Below are 18,174 nucleotides of genomic sequence, written 5' to 3' on the forward strand. Positions count from 1 at the left end.
ATGGCAAGATGAACAAGCAGATCACCAATTTCGCCGATGCTCGCCCGACCGACGCAGTGGACGCCGTCTTCGAGAGTTTTCCGCTGACGATCGCGCAGAAGCGCATCTGGTCGCTGGAGCAGATCGGCAACTACACCGTCTTTCCCGACCAGGTCATCGGGCTGCGGTTCAATGCCGCGATCGAGGTCGAGACGATTGCCAGCGCCTGCCGGGCGCTTGTGGCGCAGAATCCGTCGCTCGCCTTCCGTTTCCGCCGGCTGGCGGGCGGCCGCATCGAGCAATATCGCGGCGCATCGAACGCGGTGCCGGTCGAGATGCTCGGCAATGACGGAGTGGTTCTTTCCGAGCCTGATGCCTTGGCCGCACGGAAAGCTTTCCGCGACAAGCGCTTCGATCTCTTGGAAGGCCCCGGTACACGCATCCAGATCATCCGGCTTGCCGAGGGGCAATCGCTGCTGACGATCGTGCTGCATCCAATCATCTGCGACGACCGGGAAAAATCCGCCCTGGCGGGCTCGCTCGCGCGCATTCTCGATGGTGAACCGGCCGGCGAGATGCATCCGGTGGAAATCGCCGCCGGGGCGCAGGAGGCCGATTGGCTGGAGACGGATGAGGCGCGGCAAGCGCTTGCCTATTGGTGCGATGCGATCGGTCTCGACTATGCGGCCTCGACCTTCCCGACCCGGTTCAACAGCGGCGGGCTGGCAGGAGTAGCGCGCGCCGAGCATCGGTTTTCGATCGAGCCCGACCTCTGGGGCACACTCGAACGGCATGCGGGGCACAAGGGCGTTCAGGTCGATCGCGTGCTTCACGCCGCCTTCTGCGCGCTGCTGGCGCGCTACAGCGGCAACTACGCCTTGCTGACCGGCCTCCTCGTCGCGCGGCCCCGCAACGAACATCTCGCCAGCCGCGGCCGCGCCGAGCAGGTTCTGCCCCTCGTGCTTTCGCTGACCTCCAGGCACTCGCTCGACGACGTCGTCGCGACGATCTCGTCAGTGACGGAGGAGGGGCTTGCCCGCCTTCTGCCGCTGGAGCGCATCACGCAGGAACTGGTGGTCGACGAGGCCGCCGCCCAGGAGGCCGTGGTCAAGGCCTTGTTCGAATTCCGCGAACCTTATCCCGATCCCAGGCAGGCGACGAACCTGGAACCCTCAGGCGCACGCGCCGACAGCGAGCTTTCCCTCGTCGTCGAGGCTCGCACGGATGGCGGCGCGTACGGGTTGATCGACTACGCCGGCGATCTCTATGACGGCGCCCTGATTGCCCGTGTCTCCAGGCATTTTTGCCTGGTGCTGGAGCAGATCGTCGCCAAGCCGGATCTCAGGGTCAAGGATATCGAGCTGATGGGCAGCGACGAGCTCGACTGGCTGTCGGCGCCCTATGAGGATGACGTCGTCAACGACGACAGGCCGGTGCACGAGCTGATCTCGGCCCATTCGCGCCGCACGCCTGAGAAGACCGCGATCGTCTATGGCGACGAGGAGTGGAGCCATGGCTGGCTGGAGGCGAGCACCAACCGCCTCGGGCATCGGCTGCGGCAGCTCGGCGTTCGCGCCGAAGTGACGGTCGCCATCTTCATCAAGCGCTCGCCGGAAGCAATCGTCGGCATCCTCGCGACCTTGAAGGCCGGCGGTGCCTATATTCCGGTCGAGCCCGACCACCCGCCGGCGCGCAACCACCACATCCTGCGCGATGGCGGCGTGAAAATTATCCTGACCCATAGCTGGCTGCGCCACCGCCTGCCGGAGGAGCTCGACGCGACTGTCCTCGAACTCGACAAGCTCGATCTCGACGGCGAGCCGGATACGCCGCTCTATGTTCCCACGCACAAGGACCAGCTCGCCTATGTCATGTACACCTCAGGCTCGACGGGATTGCCGAAAGGGGTCGCCGTCGAGCACGGGCCGCTGACGCACCATCTGCAGAATACCTCGCGCGTTTATGGCATGAGTTCGGAATCGCGCGAGCTGCCCTTCCTGCCCTTCAGTTCGGACGGCGGCCATGAGCGGTGGATGAACCCGCTGATGGAAGGCGGCAGCATCATCCTTCCGGACCAGCCGTTGTGGACGCCGGAGGAGACGCTGACGGCGATGCGCAAGCATGGCGCCAAGAATGCGAGCATCCCCACAACCTATCTACAGCAGCTGGCGGAATGGGCCGACATCACCGACGGCGCGCCGCCGATGCGCCTCTATTCCTTCGGCGGCGAGGGGCTGGCGCAATCGACCTTCGATCTTCTGTCGCGGGCGCTGAAATCGGAGTGGCTGATCAACGGCTATGGTCCCACGGAAACGATCATGACGCCGATGGTCTGGAAGGTGAGGGCCGGCACGAAGTTCCAGGGCGTCTATGCGCCGCTCGGCCGCGCGGTCGGACTGCGGCGCGTCTATGTGCTCGATCCCGATCTCAACCTGTGCCCGATCGGCGTGACCGGCGAACTCTATATCGGCGGCGAAGGCATTGCGCGCGGTTATCTCGGCAAAGCAGATACGACGGCAGACCGTTTCATCCCCGACCCGTTCTCCAAGGAGGGCGGCCGGCTTTATCGCTCCGGCGACCTGACGCGTTGGCGTGAGGATGGAACCGTCGAATTCGTCGGCCGCGTCGACCATCAGGTGAAGCTGCGCGGCTACCGCATCGAGCTCGGCGAGATCGAAGCCGCACTGCTCCAGCAGCCCGGTGTCGGCGAAGCCCTGGTCGTGCTGCGCGATGACGATGCCGGCGGCGAAAAGGCGCTGGTTGCCTATGTCGTTCCGAAGAAGGATGAGAGGCTTGACGTCGAGACGGTCCGTGCCGGCCTCGAACGCAGCCTGCCATCCTATATGGTGCCGGCCGCCGTGGTCGAACTCGAGAAGATGCCGACCAATCCGAACAGCAAGCTCGATCGCTTCGCGCTGCCAGCGCCCCAGCCGGTCAAACGCGCCATCATCGAGCCGGCGACTGCGCTCGAAGAAGAAGTGCTGGATGTCTGGCGCCAAATTCTCAAGCTGGAAGCGATCAGCGTCGAGGACAATTTCTTCACGATCGGCGGGAATTCGCTGGGCGCGATCCGCATCCTTTCGCTGCTCCGGCAGCGCCGGCCGAAGGTGCCGCTGACCGTCGCCGATATCTTCAACAACCCGACCATTCGCGCCTTCGCCGGGGTGATGGAGCAGGGGGAGGAGCGCGATCTCTCCGAGGTGATCGTGCTGCGCGCCTCCGGCGCCAAGCCGCGGCTCTATTGCTTCCCGGGGCTTCTGGTCAGCACCCGCGAATATGTGAAGCTCGTCGATTATCTCGGCGCCGACCAGCCGGCGACCGGCTTCATTTGCCATTCGCTGTCTGAGAAGAAGGAAGTCGGCGCGCCGATCGAAGAGATCATCGAGAGCTATGTCGATTATATCAGGACGCATAGCAAAGGCGCGCCCTGCTATTTCCTCGGCTGGTCCTGGGGCGGGCTTCTCGCCTATGAGGCCGCCCGTACCCTCGGCAATGAGGTCGACGTCAGGATGATGGCGATGGTCGACGTTTGCGACCTCGGCTCGGAATTCGCGATCGGCGCCAAGCCCCGCTTCCGCCTCGGCGAGCGCGACGCGCTGCATCGAGACGTGCAGGCATGGCTGCAGAAAACGAAGATGCGCCCCGAATGGGACCGGCTGCTTTCGACGATGGATGCGGATACTTACGAGCAGTTCCTGCGTTTCGTCGGCGACGAGAAGGATCCGCTTCCGACCGACGGTCCCGACATCAGCAGCCGCGAACATACGTTCTGGGTGCTGATCGACAACGCCCTCATCTTCCGCAAGCATCGGCTCGTTCCCCACGACGTGCCGATCTATCCCTGGGCGGCCGACGACAGCCTCAACCGCGGCCTCAACCTGATCGATTGGCGCCGCCTGTCGCCGCGGGCGTGCGCGGCCGAAATCATCACCGGCACCAACCATCTGCACATGATCGGGTCTCCCGCCTTCCACTCAAGGCTTGCCCTGCGTCTCAAGGAAACAGAGAAGGATAACGCATGACCGTCGCTTTTACCCGCAGGGATGCCCTCAACGAGCCGCTCGATCTTGCCGGCATCGGCATCGGTCCCTCCAATCTGAGCCTTGCCTGCCTGCTGGAATCCGTGCCCGAGATCCGCAGCCGCTTCTTCGAGCGGCGGGGTTCCTTCGATTGGCATCCCGGCATGATGATGCCCGGCGTCGAGCTGCAGTCGTCCTTCCTGAAGGATCTCGTCACCCCGGTCCTGCCGACGAGCCGCTGGTCCTTCGTCTCCTATCTGGTGGCGCATAAGAGGCTCTACGCCTTCCTGAACGCCAATTACGAAGCCGTTCCCCGGCAAGAATTTGCACGCTATCTCGCCTGGGTCGCCAATGGTGTTGACGGCTTGCGTTACGGAACTGACATACGCGACGTGGAGCACCGCGACGACCGTTTCGTCCTGCGCTTCGACAACGGCCAGGAAGAAGCGAAGAACCTGGTGATCGGCACGGGATCTTCGCCCTTCGTGCCCGATTGGGCGAAACCTTTCCTTGGGCCCGATTGCTTCCATAACAGCGAGGCCAAGTCGCGTCTCAAGGATCTTCGCGCCGCCCGCATCGTCGTGGTCGGCGGCGGCCAGAGCGGCGGCGAGGTGGTCGAAGCGCTGCTTGGGGATGCCAGCTCGATGAAGGAGCTGACCTGGATCAGCCGGCGCCACAATTTCGAGCCGATCAACGACACGCCGTTTTCGAACCAGGTCTTCTCGCCGGAATATGTGCAGGCCTATCTGAAGCTCAGCGGCGAGCAAAAGCAGGCGGCGCTGAAGAACTCGATCCTGACCAGCGACGGCCTGTCGATTTCGACGATCCACTCGATCTACCGCCGCCTCTACGCGCTGCGTTATCTCGATCAGAGCACGCTGAACGCATCTCTGTCGCCGAACCGCGACGTGATCCAGATGGAGCGGAACGGCAATGCCTATCGCCTGATCGTCCGCAACCACTTCGACGGCGGGATCGAGGTGCTGCATGCCGATGCGGTGGTACTGGCAACCGGCTACAGGTTCCGATTGCCGGATGCGCTCGGCTCGCTCAGCGAAAGGATCAGCCTCGACAGAAACGGCTATCCCACCTTGACCGACGACTACACGATGCAGTGGACAGGCCCGAGGACAAACCGGCTGTTTGCGCAAAACGCCGGCCGATACTCGCACGGCATCGCCGACTCTCAGCTCAGCCTCATGGCCTGGCGCAGTGCCAAGATCGTCAACGCGCTTCTCGGCCGGCAGCATTTCGATGCCGAACCCGACAATGCGCAGCTGGTCTGGGCGACGGAAGCCGCTTCGGCAATGCCGCATCAGCTCCGCGCCGGCTATTCGGACGGCATGCTCTCGTCCTGAAACATCCGGACACGAATGTCGGGGGCTCGTGATTGTGAGCGGACGGCCAGTGCGACGACGTGCTGGCTGCCGCTCTCTATCAGGCGGTGATGCCATTGCCGGTCGGGTTCGCCGCTTCGAACCAGGATGGGGATGCTGTCCTGCCAGGAAAAGCCGACGCTGCGGGGATCCTGGCGCAAGCCCACCCCGAGCGCCTTGAGATGGCTCTCCTTGAGCGTCCAAAGGGCAACGGCCGCACGCGGCCGTTCGCCCGCAGGCACTCGATCGAGCCAACGCCGCTCGTCCAGCCTGCAATAGCTCTCCAACGCCGCCGCTTCGATTTCGGCATCGGCGCGTTCACAGTCGATGCCGATGCGCTCGCATCCTGAAGCGATCGCGACCGCCACCAGCCCGTCGGCATTGGAAAGGCTGAATTGCAGCCCATCATGACCCGCGACCTTCAGCTTGCCGTATGCGTCCGCCACCAACACGAGCTTGTCAGGCGGAGTTTGCGTATGCACGCCTAGCCGTTGCCGTAGCAGATACCGGCCTGCAATGAACGAGGTCCGGTCCCGGACGAACCGGTAAGTCGCGGCGCGCTCCAGCTCATTCGATGAAAGAGACCGCATCCAGCGCTTCTCATCGCCTTCGTTCTCGGGGTATTGCCAGAGCGCGACATCGATGGCGGCCGCTTGATTGTCTGTTTGCTGCATCAGGCCAGTATGCGTACCGCTGCCCGATTGGCAATCGCCGCGGGGTCTACTCCGCGGCTTCGATGAAGCGGTGGCGTTCGTAAAGGAACTTCAGCACGGCCTCGCGGCATTTGAGATATGTCCTGTCGGAGGCGAGTTCGATGCGGTTGCGGGGGCGGGGCATGGTCACATCGAGCTCTTCGCCGATGCGGGCCGCCGGGCCGTTGGTCATCATCACGATGCGGTCGGAGAGCAGCACCGCTTCATCGACATCATGGGTGATCATCACCATCGTATTGCCAAGCCGGGTGTGAATTTCCATCACCGCATCCTGAAGATGGGCGCGCGTCAGCGCATCGAGCGCACCGAAAGGTTCATCGAGCAGCAGGATCTTCGGCTCCATGGCCAGCGCGCGGGCAATACCGACGCGCTGCTTCATGCCGCCCGATATTTCCGCGGGCCGCTTGTCCCTGGCATGCGCCATCTGCACGAGGTCGAGATTGGCCATGACCCAGTCATGCCGCTCGGCCTTGGTCTTCGTTCGTCCGAAGACCTTGGAGACGGCGAGATTCACGTTCTCATAGACCGTCAGCCAGGGCAGGAGCGAATGGTTCTGGAAGACGACGGCGCGTTCCGGGCCTGGCTCGTTGACTTCGCGATTTTCCAGGAGCACGGCGCCTGAAGAAACCGGGGTCAGGCCGGCGATGAGATTGAGCAGGGTGGATTTGCCGCAGCCGGAATGGCCGATGATCGAGACGAATTCGCCCTCGGATATCGTCAGGTTGATATCCTTCAGGACTTCGGCGCGCACGCCGCCGCGGTCGAAATGTTTGTCGATATGATCGAGCTTGAGATAGGCGTTCATCAGAATAGTCCTCAGTTGGCCATGGCGCCGCGGGTGACGAGTTTGCCGAGCGCGGCTACCAGCTTGTCGAGAGCAAAACCGACGATGCCGATATAGGCGAGCGCGACGATGATGTCCGAAAGGCGGGACGAGTTCCACGCGTCCCAGATGAAGAAGCCGATGCCGACGCCGCCGGTCAGCATTTCAGCCGCGACGATGGCGAGCCAGGAGAGGCCGACGCCGATCCTGAGGCCGGTGAAGATGTAAGGAGCTGCCGACGGCAGCATGATCTTCCAGAAGAATTCGAGCTGGTTGAGCCGCAGCACCTCGGCGACGTTGCGATAATCCTGCGGAATATTGCGGACGCCGACGGCGGTGTTGATGATGACAGGCCAGATTGAGGTGATGAAGATGACGAAGATCGCCGAAGGATTGGAATCCTGGAAGGCGGCGAGCGACAGCGGCAGCCAGGCGAGCGGCGGCACCGTGCGCAGCACCTGGAAAATCGGATCGAGGCCGCGCATCGCCCAGACCGATTGGCCGATGATCGCCCCGATGATGACGCCGGCGATCGCGGCGAGGCCGAAGCCGTAGGCGACGCGCTGCAGCGAGACCAGCACCCGCCAGCCGAGCCCGATATCCTGGGAGCCGTAGTTGAAGAACGGGTAGGCGATGAGGTCGTAGCTATCCTGCCAGACCTGATGCGGCGCCGGCAGAGAGGCATCCGCCGATGAACAGAGCGCCTGCCAGAGGAGGAGGACGAGCGCCAGCACGACGGCCGGTGGAACGACGTTGTGAAGTGCGGTCAGCGCCGCACGGCGAACATCGATCCGCGATCCTTGTTTGCCGGAGAATGACAGAATCTTCGCCGCCGGCTTGGCGGAGGCGACGATCGAGGGAGTTTCTTTATTTGCCAGGGCGGACATCAGCGCGCTCCTCACGGGAATGGAAGGCCGGCGCGCCGCGCGCGCCGGAGGTGGGATCAGGAGACGGCCTTGATCGAAAGGCTGTCGAGATAGGCGGAGGGATTTTCAGGATCGAAGACCTTGCCGTCGAAAAAGGTCTCCTTGCCGCGCGACGAGGAGGCGGGAATGTCGGCTGCCGCGACGCCCAGATCCTTGGCGGCCTCGCGCCAGATGTCCTCGCGGTTCACCTGATTGACCAGCGCCTTGATGTCGGTCGTACCAGGGAGATTTCCCCAGCGGACATTTTCGGTCATGAACCAGGTGTCGTGGCTCTTGAACGGATAGGAGGCGCCGTCCTTCCAGAATTTCATATAGAGGTCGGTGGCCTTGGCCTCGCGGCCGTTGCCGTAGTTGATGTCGCCCTTGAGGCGGCCGAGCACGTCCTTGGTCGGAACGTTGAACCATTGGCGCTTGCCGAGGATCTCTGCCATCTCCGCCTTGTTGTCCATGCTTTCGCACCATTGCTGCGCCTCCATGACGGCCATCAGCAGGGCCTTGGCGGCGTTCGGGTTCTTTTCGATCCACTCGGCGCGCAACCCGAGCGCCTTTTCGGGATGGCCCTTCCAGAGCTCGCCGGTGGTCGCCGCGGTGAAGCCGATGCCCTGGTTGACGAGTTGCTCGTTCCACGGCTCGCCCACACAGAAGACATCCATGTTGCCGACCTTCATGTTGGCGACCATCTGCGGCGGCGGCACGACGATTGTGGAAACGTCCTTGTTCGGATCGATGCCGCCGGCGGCGAGCCAATAGCGGATCCAGAGGTCGTGGGTGCCGCCCGGGAAGGTCATGGCGGCCTTGATCTCCTTGCCTTCCCCCTTCTTTTTCTCGAAGGCAGCCTTCAGCTTGGAGGCATCGAGCTGCACGCCGGTTTCGGCATATTCCTTGGCGACGGAAATGCCCTGGCTGTCGAGATTGAGCCGGGCAAGGATTGCCATCGGCACCGGCTTGTTGTTCTGCGTCACCTTGCCCGTCTGCATGAGGTAGGGGAGCGGCGAGAGAATGTGAGCGCCGTCGATGCCGTTGGCCGCGCCGCCGAGCACCAGATTGTCCCGGGTGGCACCCCAGGAGGCCTGTTTGGCGACATCCGTTTCCGGCAGGCCGTGCTTGTCGAAAAAGCCCTTTTCCTTGGCGATGATGAGCGGCGCGGAATCGGTGAGAGCGATGAAGCCGAGCTTGACGCCTTTCACTTCAGGGCCCGCTCCGGCGGCGAAGGCGCCGGAGGGAAAGGCGGTCTTGACGGCGCCGATAAGGGCGGCCGCCGCCGTCGTCTTGAGCATGCTGCGGCGGGTAATGCCGGTTGTGGAAATCCCAGTCGTCGAAATCTTTTTCATCTGCAGGTTCCCCTCTGCTTGGTGAATTCGGACGCAAAAAAACGCCGCCGGCATCTGCGTTCGGGGTGGGAAATCCCGGACAGCAAAAACCTTGCGACGTCGGTGTCGAAGTCGGCGCTTAAGCCGCGCCTCTCTGCCTCAGTCGCCGTTGACCGGGCGTTTGAGAACCTGCAATCAGCGTGCCAGTTCCAGGGGATGGCCGGTAACAGCAGGAAGCGAAACAAGAAAATCGGAAATTTCGGATGTGACTATTTGTTGTGCATATGTCGAATCTGATTACGATTTGTGCTACTGCGAACGCGGGGCGCACCCGCGGAGCGCCATATTTGTGCAGTGCACATAAAATGGCCACGCGATTTAGGCCCTGCGACCCCATAGAAGGCTGCACGCTTGCGTTCAACGGTTGAAGGCGTTAAGCGGGCTGGTTGCATTCCCATGCTCTCCCTCTGGCGAATCGCGACGCAGTGGCAGCCCGAAGGCGCCCGTCTCGCAGATCTCCACGCACGGTGAAGTCGTAATTCTTTATATATTCCAGTAACTTTGAGGGGAGCTTGCCTTCGGAATGATCGCGGAAGTAAATGCGACGACCAGCGATTTCGAGACCTGAACGAATCTCTCTGTTTAGTTAATACTAAATTATCGAATCCGATGGGAAATTTTGCCTTAACCGGCAGCGACCGTCCCAAGAGGAGACCCGCATGAAGCGCCCGAGTATCAAGCAAGCCCTCATCTTAAAGCTATCCATCATCAGCATGTTCATAGTTGTTCTGTCCTACGTCTCGCTGGACACCATTTCCTCGCTTCGCGCAAATGCCGAACAGGTCGGTACCTTCTGGGTGCATCGGCTGGTGACGGCGCGTGAAATCAAAGCCAACTTTCTTGATCTGAAACTTGCCCACACCCGGTATTTGCTCGAAGACACGGTGGAAAACGACAGAACCGGAAAGCAGGCGATCGCGGCCGCTGCCGCGGGGCTCGAGACGGCTGTTGGCGACTACGACAAGGGCGTGCGCACCGAGCGCGGACGCCAGCTCATTAATCAGATAAAGCCCGAACTCGAAAAATACCGCGCGTTGGCAGAGGAAATGACAGCGCTCGAAGATAGCGGCAAGACAGCCGAGGCAGTCCGGCTTTTTAAGGAAAAGATGGTGCCGCAGGCCGAACTGGTGAACAATGGGGTGGCGGATCTGGTGGCATTCATTCTCAGCCAGACCGAAAGCTTTGTCGCGGCAAGCGATGCCGATGCGAAGTCCGCTTTCATAATGACGGCCGCGATCGCCTCTCTCGCCTTGCTGGTCGCTCTGGCGGGGATCGTTTTCGCGATTTCCGGCATTGCCCACCCGATCCGCAATACGGCGTCCGCCATGAAGCGGTTGTCGGCGGGCGATCTCGACAGCGATATTCCCTATGCCGGCCGCGCCGACGAAATCGGCGAAATGGCCGGGGCGGTCGAAGTGTTTCGTCAGAATGCTCTCAACGTCGTCAGGCTTGAGAGGGAGGCTGCCGAATCCCGCAGTGAGGGCGAGGCGGCGCGCGCCGCAGCCCAGCAGCGCGCCGAGCGCGAAGCCGAACAGTTGCGCTTTGCGACCACGACCTTGGGCGGAGGTCTGCGCCGCCTTGCCGCTGGCGACATATCCTTTCAGCTCTCGGAGCGATTTGCCGCTGAATACGAATCATTGCGCGACGATTTCAATATCTCGCTGCGGCAATTGGGCGCGACGATCGGCGCGGTGCTGCAGACGGTTCACAGCATAGACAATGGCACCGGTGAAATAGCATCCGGTGCCCAGGACTTGTCGAAACGCACTGAACAACAGGCTGCTTCGCTCGAGGAAACCGCCGCCGCGTTGGACGAGATTACCTCGAATGTCGCGATGGCGTCGAAGCGCACCGAGGAGGCGCGCACTATATCCGCAGAAGCCAATGTCAGCGCCCAGCGCTCGGCAACAGTCGTGTCGGAGGCCGAGCAGGCCATGCGACGCATCGAGGACAGTTCGCAGCAGATTTCCAACATTATTGGCGTCATCGATGAAATTGCTTTCCAGACGAACCTCCTGGCGCTCAACGCCGGTGTCGAGGCGGCGCGAGCCGGTGAGGCAGGAAAAGGTTTCGCGGTGGTCGCACAAGAAGTCCGCGAACTCGCGCAGCGTGCCGCGCAAGCGGCCAAGGAAATCAAAGGTCTTATTCAGAATTCATCGACTGAAGTCCAACATGGGGTGAAACTGGTTCTCGAAACCGGGACGTCACTGAAATCGATCGGCGAACGCGTTGCCGAGATCAACCGAGCCATGGACGCGATCGCCACCTCGGCGCGCGAGCAGGCGACCGGGCTTTCCGAGATCAACACGGCTATCAATCAAATGGATCAGGCAACCCAGCAGAATGCGGCAATGGTCGAGCAGTCCACGGCCGCCGCCTCTTCGCTAGCTTCCGAAGCAAGCCGCCTGCGCGAGTTGGTCAATCAGTTCCAATTGGCTGATGACAGAGGCCCTGTGAATGCCCAGTACAACACGCGCTCCTTGGAAAGCAGCATGCCATCGCAGGTGGTCGCTTTGCGGCCCGCGATGCAGAGGTAAATTGCGGCCGTCTTCAATCTCGCAGCCTGCAGGCAGAGATTCCCGCTGACGAGAAGAGCTGGCCGCAGCTTCGGTCGAGGAAACGGTGCGGTTGCGCTTGCCGGGACTTATCAGCAGAATCGACGCTTGTTCGGCAATGGCTGGTGAGCGGAGACATGATGAAACGACACGGTCGTCCTTTTTCACGGCATTGCCCGAACGAAAAAAAGCATGGAGAAGCTCGCCGGCTTCTTGTCCGGACATGGCTACCGCGTCGTGAATGTCGCCTACCCCTCCACCAAATTTTCGCTGGAGGATCTCGTTGGTCTCATCCGCCCGCAGATCGACGACGCTGCGACAAACGCCGGCGAAGGGCGTATCCATCTTCTCGGCTATTCGATGGGTGGGCTGGTTATCCGCGCTCTTCTCAAGGATTATCGTCCCGCCAATCTGGGTAGAGTGATCATGGTCGGAACGCCGAACAACGGCAGTGAGGTCGCCGACTTCCTGAAGGGCTGGTTCTTGTACCGGAAGCTCTATGGACCGGCCGGGCAGCAGCTGATTACGGATCAAAGGACAATGATCGGTCTCTTCGGCGCGGTGGATTACGAACTTGGCATCATCGCCGGGAATCGCACGATTGATCCGGTTTCTTCGCTTATTATCGGTCTTGGGGTTCCGAACGACGGAAAGATTTCAGTCGACAGCACGCGTCTCGACGGAGCGACGGCTCATATCGTCTTGCCGGCAAACCATACGTTTTTCCCGGTGAACAAGGCAATGTGGCGCCAAGCCTTGTCGTTTCTCAAGGACGGCCGGTTCTTGAGCTGATAGGGAACCAGAGCTGCGATTGGTGGGATCGATGCCGGCGGACTGCTCTCGATTAGCACTCTTTAAAATGTTCAATGCGACATTCGGGCGAACGAAATAGCGAGATCGCCTTGAGCAACAAACTATCCAGGACAAATGTCGAGCTTGAGAACCTGCTTCGCCAGCTTGGACTGGCCCTTGAAGCGTCCGGGGTCGGGATCTGGCAGCACAACATCGCAAAAAACCAGACGAGATGGGATGAACAGCTCAAATCGATCTATGGCGTTCCGAAAGCGCCGCTCGACGTGATCTGGCTCGACAGTATCCACCCAGACGACCTGGTGGCGACAAACGAAATATTTCTGCGCGCGATCGAAACCAGATCGGATTATGCATCCGAGTTTCGCATTATTCGGCCGGATGGAGCGACCCGCTATCTGCGTTCGCGTGCTCGTTATTTCATCGATGCGGCCGGCGACCCATGCTTTGTCGGCGCCGAATGGGATGTGACGGACGATGTGCTTCTCAACAAGGAGCTGGAGAGGAGCCGGGCGGAGGCGCGGTTCGCAGCCGATCACGATCACCTCACCGGCCTGTTGAATCGGCGCAGCTTCGATTGCGCCCTGTCCGAACTTGCCAGGCAGGAGAGCGTCAAGGTTGCGCTTCTTCATATAGACGTGGATCATTTCAAGGAGATCAATGACCGCTTCGGACATGCGGTCGGCGACCTCGTTCTGTGTCACGTCAGCAAAATCCTGCTGGAGGCCATTTCCGCTGGTGACGTGGCGGCACGGCTCGGCGGCGATGAGTTCGCTGTCGTCATCACCGAGGATGAGTGTGACAAGACGATTGCGGTGCTCGATCATATTCAGAGACGTCTGGAAAGCCCGCTTCCTGTCGGCGATCAGACGCTCATCGTGCGGTGTTCGATCGGCGTTGCGAGCGCCATGAACGCCGATTTCGCCAGGCTGCTCTCCCAATCCGACCTGGCGCTGTACCACGCCAAGCGCAACGGTCGGAATCGGGCCGAGATTTTTTCCGACGAAATGGCGTCGACCCTGGCGAACGAAAGGCAGCTCGCCCAGGATCTGCGGTCCGGGCTGGCGCTCGGCCAGATCCGCCCGTTCTACCAAGTGCAGGTCGACGCCAGATCTTTCCGAGTGAATGGTGTCGAAGCTCTGGCGCGGTGGCATCATCCCACCCGAGGAATTCTCGCCCCGGCGCATTTCCTGTCCATCGCCTCGTCGAATGGATTGGTCGCAGAGCTTGATGATGTCGTTCTGAAGGCTGTTCTGTCGGACATGAAATCCTCCGCTTCCCCGCTCAAAGGCATCAGGGTGTCCGTCAATCTTTCCGCTGATCGTCTCGACGATCCCGAGCTGACGGCGAAGCTCGACGGCTATGACATCCCGCCCGGTCGGTTAAGTTTTGAGCTGATAGAGACGATATTCCTGGACAGCCTGAGTGACCAGGTGCGGCAGAACATCCAGGCGATCAAGTCGTTCGGCATCGACATCGAGATCGACGACCTCGGCTCGGGTCACGCCTCCCTGTTGGGCCTGCTCGAGCTGCGGCCGGATCGCGTCAAGATCGATCGCCAGCTTGTGACGCCGATTTTGCAATCGGTGCCCAGCCGCCGGCTGGTCGGCTCATTGGTCGACATAGCGCGGGCGCTGGATATGGAAGTGATTGCCGAAGGCGTGGAAACGCTCGAGCACGCCAACGTACTCGCCTCGCTCGGTGTCCACACCCTCCAGGGCTATGCGTTTGGACGACCGCAGTCGTTTGCCGATCTGTCGGCGCGTTTAGAGCAGGAGATATTCGATTGCGAGCGGGCCGAAATTGTTGGGGCCGGTCGATAACGAATGGTTCTGCGCTTTCCTTAAAAGCTGACTCGCTCTAGCTTGCTTTAACTTGCTTTCCAGTTGGCATTATTGGGGATTGACCGCTGAGGCACGACGACCTGGATGATGGACGGACTATTCAGGTTTTCTTTGGCGCCGCTTATGGCATCCTCGAGTTCGCCATAGGTGTCCACTTTCCAGCCCCGGCAGCCAAAGACCTCTGCCAACTTGCTGTAATTCCATCGGTGCAGGATGCATGAGTTGTAGAACGGCTTGTCATCATGGAAAACCGATGCATCGGCAAGCCATTGCTCGACGCCATAGATGCCGTTGTCCATCACGAAGATGATCGGGTTGAGATTGAAACGGGTTTGTGTCGAGAGGCATTGAGCGGTCATCTGAAACCCGCCATCACCGGCAAAGACCAGCAGCCTCTGGTTAGCTTGCTTCGCCAGCGAAACTCCGGTCGCGGCCGGGCCGATATAACCGATCGCCGAATAGGATGATTGGACGATGAAGCCGCGGCGAGCCCCCACTTCAAGAAGCAGGCTCCCGAAATAATTCAGACTGGCATCGGCACCAACGATGGTATTTCCGTCGATCTGCTGCTGAATGAGATCGTAGAAACCCTGATAGGTAATTTCGCTTGCCGGATTCACGACCGGCGCTTGCCGGGCCGTTTTCGCCGGAAGGCTTTGGGCTTTGCATGTCAGCCTTTTGTCGATCAAGCCATTGACGAGATCCGCCAACGAAACCTGTGCGTTGAAGATCGTGCCGTATTTCACCGTATCCCAGGAGGCGAATGCGGTTTTAGCGAGATCGATAGGCCAGCCCAAATCGTTGATATCAGTCAACCAGACGCCCAGCGCCAATACGAAGTCGGAGTCTTTGACCAAAGACTGGACATACGGTGATGATGATTGGCCATCGAACACCCCGGCAAATTGGACATCGTCTTCCGACAGGATGGCTTTGCTCAAAAGCTCGGTCACGTAGGGAATTTTGAGGTCCCGAATGAGCCGCTCCGCCTGGTCGTGGAGGCCGAACCGGTCGATCTCGACACCAATCCAGATCAGCGGTTTGGTGGCATTCTGCAATCTTTCGCTGATTTGCGCGATCGACTGATTGAGACTGTCCTCGTCGGATATGTCAGGCGCCACTCTTAATGCAGTCGACGGGCGCGCGCATTCCAGGTCGACCATATCCTCCAGCAACTCGATATAAACAGGACGTCTTTCCGTGATGCACTGTGTCAGCGCATAATCTATGAGCATTGGCGCAAGATGAGGGCTGTCGATGCGGACGGTAGCGGCGGTTATGTATTCGAACACCTGACGATCCGTTTCCCGTCCGCTGATGAAGTGATGCGAACTGTAGCCGGTTTGTTCGAATGTCAGCGTTTTCTGGATGCTTGGCGCACCGTTGATCAGAACGACCGGCACTTTCTCGACGTAAGATCCGGCGATCGCATTTGTTGCGCAAAGCGAGCCTGCGGAATAGGTGACGCACAGCGCGCCAATTCCCTTCAGTCTCGCATAGCCGTCGGCGGCATAACCGGCATTCAGTTCATTCACCTCTTCGATGACCTGAATACCGCTTTTCTCGACATAGCTGTTCACCCATTCGATCGAATAATCGCCCGCCACGGAAAACAGGTGTCCCAAGCCCAGTTCGCGAAGTCTGTCGACCAGATATTCTCCAACCGTATATGTATCGACCATGTTCCGACGGCTCCCCTGTTGAGGACAATTGACGTATATTAGAACTCGCTCGCGTTATCGAATAAGCGCGGTATGTATATGTCGAATATTCCGGGGCATTTTCGTTCGGGAAATCTTTCCAGCAGGAAGTGTTTGAAAGCATCATTGGTGAGTCCGTTGCCGGCGGCCTCCATGGCGACGGACAAATACTCTATATTTTTGGCAACCTCGTTTTTGTCAGCCGGAAAGCCGTGACCGGGAAGGAACAGCTCATAGTCGGACAGCAGCATGCCCTGCAAAATCCCGATCCAATGCTCCATGTATTTCGTCAGATAAAGGTGCGTTCCGCTGTAGATCAGGTCTTGCGCAATAAAAACGCCGACATCAGGAAGACCTATGGTGAGGAGAAAATCGATCTCCGTATCAACGACTTCATCAAATACGTATTTGACACCGTCGATGATCTCGTGGCCGGCACGGACGGTTTTTTCGGGAATTACCAAGCTCGTCGGAGCGAGGTTGCCCAGTTTCCAATGGTCATTCAGGGAATCCTGCCCATGCTGCCTCAGGAACTCCTTCGTTTCCGACAGAGCATGAATCGGAATGTCGCTGAATGCGGCTCCCAGGCCGAACCAATGGTCGGGGTGCCTGTGCGACAGGTAAATGCGGTCGATCTCCTTGCCGATACTGTCGGCATACGCCCTGAATTGCAGCGCATAGGGAACGAGGAATTGCCCATCGACAAGAACAAGCTTGTTCCTGCTTTCGATGATGTGCGTTGCATTGGCGATATTGTCATCCGTGAAAGCGGAAATGAAAGTATGAATACGGACATCGCCTGCTCGCCTGACGATTTTAATGGGTTCCGGCAATTGCGTCACCATCGGTATCTCCCTGTTTGAAGGTCGTTTGCTGAGGTTTGACGTTCACCTGGGGTTGGAGGAGATATTGTTCCCCAGCATTCCCGGGCTGTTTCCAACATGTGCGCGCCGGAGCGCCATCACGGATGAGATCGACGGCCGTGGGACGCGATCTTTTCCTCCAATGTCCTCAGGGCGGCGCGCGCAACGTCGTAGGCGCTGTCGACATCAGCCTCCGGCGCGTCCTCGCCGGGCCGCCAGAAGCGTCTGCGCGTCATTCTCATCGAGCTCTCGAAGGGTGGAATCGCGTTGAAGACTTCGACGAGATAGGGGCCGGAATAGACCGGCTCGATTTCGTCCAGCATGATCTCCCAGGGAATCCAGCTATCTCTAACAGCGCCCCGGTCCGGCGCTGAGATATGAACGTAATTCAGCCGGCTTTGCTGTACAGCCCGGGCGACATTTTTCCTGAAGATTGCCGGCCCCTGGCTTTCCATCACGACCTGGGCTGTATCGATCGTGACGCCACAGACCGGAATGTCGGCGCTTTCGAGAAAGTCCAGCGCTTCCGAGACCATTGTGGGCCCGGGCGTTTCCCAATTCTTGACGGGTTCGATGGCGAGCTTCACCCGCTTCTCGGCGGAATATTGCGCCAATTCTCGGAAGATGGAGGCCGCCGCCGCGTATCGCGGCTTCATCCAATCCTGAAGCGCGTCGCTCCAGATCCCTTCACCGTCATCCGTCAGCGGAAAGATACCATAGGGGTAGAGGAACGGCCCCGACATGATCGTATTCTCCCCGCCCAGCACCGAGGTGATGTCGACTCGGGATTTGAGATAGGACAAAGCCTGCTTGCGCTGTTCCTCGTAGGGCGAGGTCGGATCGAAGGTCCGCGTGGTCCCCACATTGGTCGTGAACTTCACATCCCGGAAGCCGGCCCGATCGAACGCTCGTCTGAGGCTGATATAACTTTCGACCTCAGCGTGATGATCGGCATGGGCCGGTCCCGGGGCGATATGCACATCGAAGCCGGTGTAGCCAATCTCGGTAAGAGCTTTCAGATGTCTGACGAGAACCTGGGTATAGGCAGCATCATTCGGCCTCAAGTCCGCTGTAAACATAAAGAAGCTGAAATATATATCTCGCCTGCGTGCCTCTTCCATCTTCATCACTCCAGCTGTGGCTATCCAGTAATGCGTGGTTCAGGGTGATGTCTCGCCCGGCATTGTGATGAGGCG

Annotated in this window: 12 protein-coding genes; 5 read left to right on the forward strand and 7 right to left on the reverse strand. The window is 60.0% G+C overall.

Features of this window, described 5'->3' with window-relative positions; translation table 11 throughout:
* Window positions 1–8: 8 nt before the first annotated feature.
* Together N2597_RS27245 and N2597_RS27250 are read left to right on the forward strand one after the other, a co-directional pair.
* On the forward strand, window positions 9–4,001 hold the full coding sequence (locus tag N2597_RS27245; protein ID WP_183602281.1) for a non-ribosomal peptide synthetase: 3,993 nt from the start codon (window positions 9–11) through the stop codon (window positions 3,999–4,001).
* Entirely contained in the window at window positions 3,998–5,356 is a 1,359-nt protein-coding gene (locus tag N2597_RS27250; protein ID WP_096764125.1) for a lysine N(6)-hydroxylase/L-ornithine N(5)-oxygenase family protein, read from the forward strand. The genes N2597_RS27245 and N2597_RS27250 overlap by 4 nt, the downstream gene beginning before the upstream one ends.
* Here the strand turns inward: N2597_RS27250 and N2597_RS27255 are convergent.
* From N2597_RS27255 to N2597_RS27270, 4 genes are read right to left on the reverse strand one after another with little or no spacing between them, the layout of a single operon-like run.
* Window positions 5,329–6,048 (reverse strand): 4'-phosphopantetheinyl transferase family protein, encoded by a 720-nt coding sequence (locus N2597_RS27255; protein ID WP_096764126.1) that lies wholly within the window; start codon window positions 6,046–6,048, stop codon window positions 5,329–5,331. The two genes, N2597_RS27250 and N2597_RS27255, sit on opposite strands and share 28 nt — an antisense overlap.
* A gap of 46 nt (window positions 6,049–6,094) precedes the next feature.
* The gene (locus N2597_RS27260; protein ID WP_183602283.1) at window positions 6,095–6,892 is read right to left on the reverse strand and encodes an ABC transporter ATP-binding protein; all 798 of its coding nucleotides are present in this window, start codon (window positions 6,890–6,892) and stop codon (window positions 6,095–6,097) included.
* A gap of 11 nt (window positions 6,893–6,903) precedes the next feature.
* The gene (gene ntrB / locus N2597_RS27265; protein WP_106797371.1) at window positions 6,904–7,797 is read right to left on the reverse strand and encodes a nitrate ABC transporter permease; all 894 of its coding nucleotides are present in this window, start codon (window positions 7,795–7,797) and stop codon (window positions 6,904–6,906) included.
* A gap of 56 nt (window positions 7,798–7,853) precedes the next feature.
* On the reverse strand, window positions 7,854–9,167 hold the full coding sequence (locus N2597_RS27270) for a CmpA/NrtA family ABC transporter substrate-binding protein (RefSeq protein WP_183602285.1): 1,314 nt from the start codon (window positions 9,165–9,167) through the stop codon (window positions 7,854–7,856).
* Between the two features lie 698 nt (window positions 9,168–9,865).
* On the opposite strand from N2597_RS27270, the gene N2597_RS27275 reads away from it, so the two are divergent.
* From N2597_RS27275 to N2597_RS27285, 3 genes are all read left to right on the forward strand, one after another.
* Window positions 9,866–11,743, forward strand: a complete 1,878-nt coding sequence (locus N2597_RS27275) for a HAMP domain-containing methyl-accepting chemotaxis protein (RefSeq protein ID WP_183602287.1) — start codon at window positions 9,866–9,868, stop codon at window positions 11,741–11,743.
* Window positions 11,744–11,953: 210 nt separating this feature from the next.
* Window positions 11,954–12,553, forward strand: coding sequence for an esterase/lipase family protein (locus N2597_RS27280; protein ID WP_183602289.1), 600 nt, complete (start codon window positions 11,954–11,956; stop codon window positions 12,551–12,553).
* A 110-nt stretch (window positions 12,554–12,663) separates the two neighbouring features.
* The gene (locus N2597_RS27285; RefSeq protein WP_406549922.1) at window positions 12,664–14,394 is read left to right on the forward strand and encodes a putative bifunctional diguanylate cyclase/phosphodiesterase; all 1,731 of its coding nucleotides are present in this window, start codon (window positions 12,664–12,666) and stop codon (window positions 14,392–14,394) included.
* A gap of 47 nt (window positions 14,395–14,441) precedes the next feature.
* Here the strand turns inward: N2597_RS27285 and N2597_RS27290 are convergent, their stop codons facing one another.
* The 3 genes from N2597_RS27290 to N2597_RS27300 all read right to left on the reverse strand — a co-directional run bounded on the left by N2597_RS27290 (window position 14,442) and on the right by N2597_RS27300 (window position 18,105).
* Entirely contained in the window at window positions 14,442–16,097 is a 1,656-nt protein-coding gene (locus N2597_RS27290; protein ID WP_183602293.1) for an alpha-keto acid decarboxylase family protein, read from the reverse strand.
* 38 nt (window positions 16,098–16,135) lie between these two features.
* Window positions 16,136–16,960: an MBL fold metallo-hydrolase gene (locus N2597_RS27295; protein WP_183602295.1), complete on the reverse strand. Its 825-nt coding sequence runs from the start codon at window positions 16,958–16,960 to the stop codon at window positions 16,136–16,138.
* A gap of 116 nt (window positions 16,961–17,076) precedes the next feature.
* The gene (locus N2597_RS27300) at window positions 17,077–18,105 is read right to left on the reverse strand and encodes a sugar phosphate isomerase/epimerase family protein (RefSeq protein ID WP_183602384.1); all 1,029 of its coding nucleotides are present in this window, start codon (window positions 18,103–18,105) and stop codon (window positions 17,077–17,079) included.
* Window positions 18,106–18,174: the final 69 nt, after the last annotated feature.

The sequence above is a fragment of the Rhizobium sophoriradicis genome (genome assembly GCF_025200795.1).
In the GTDB taxonomy this organism is placed as follows: domain Bacteria; phylum Pseudomonadota; class Alphaproteobacteria; order Rhizobiales; family Rhizobiaceae; genus Rhizobium; species Rhizobium sophoriradicis.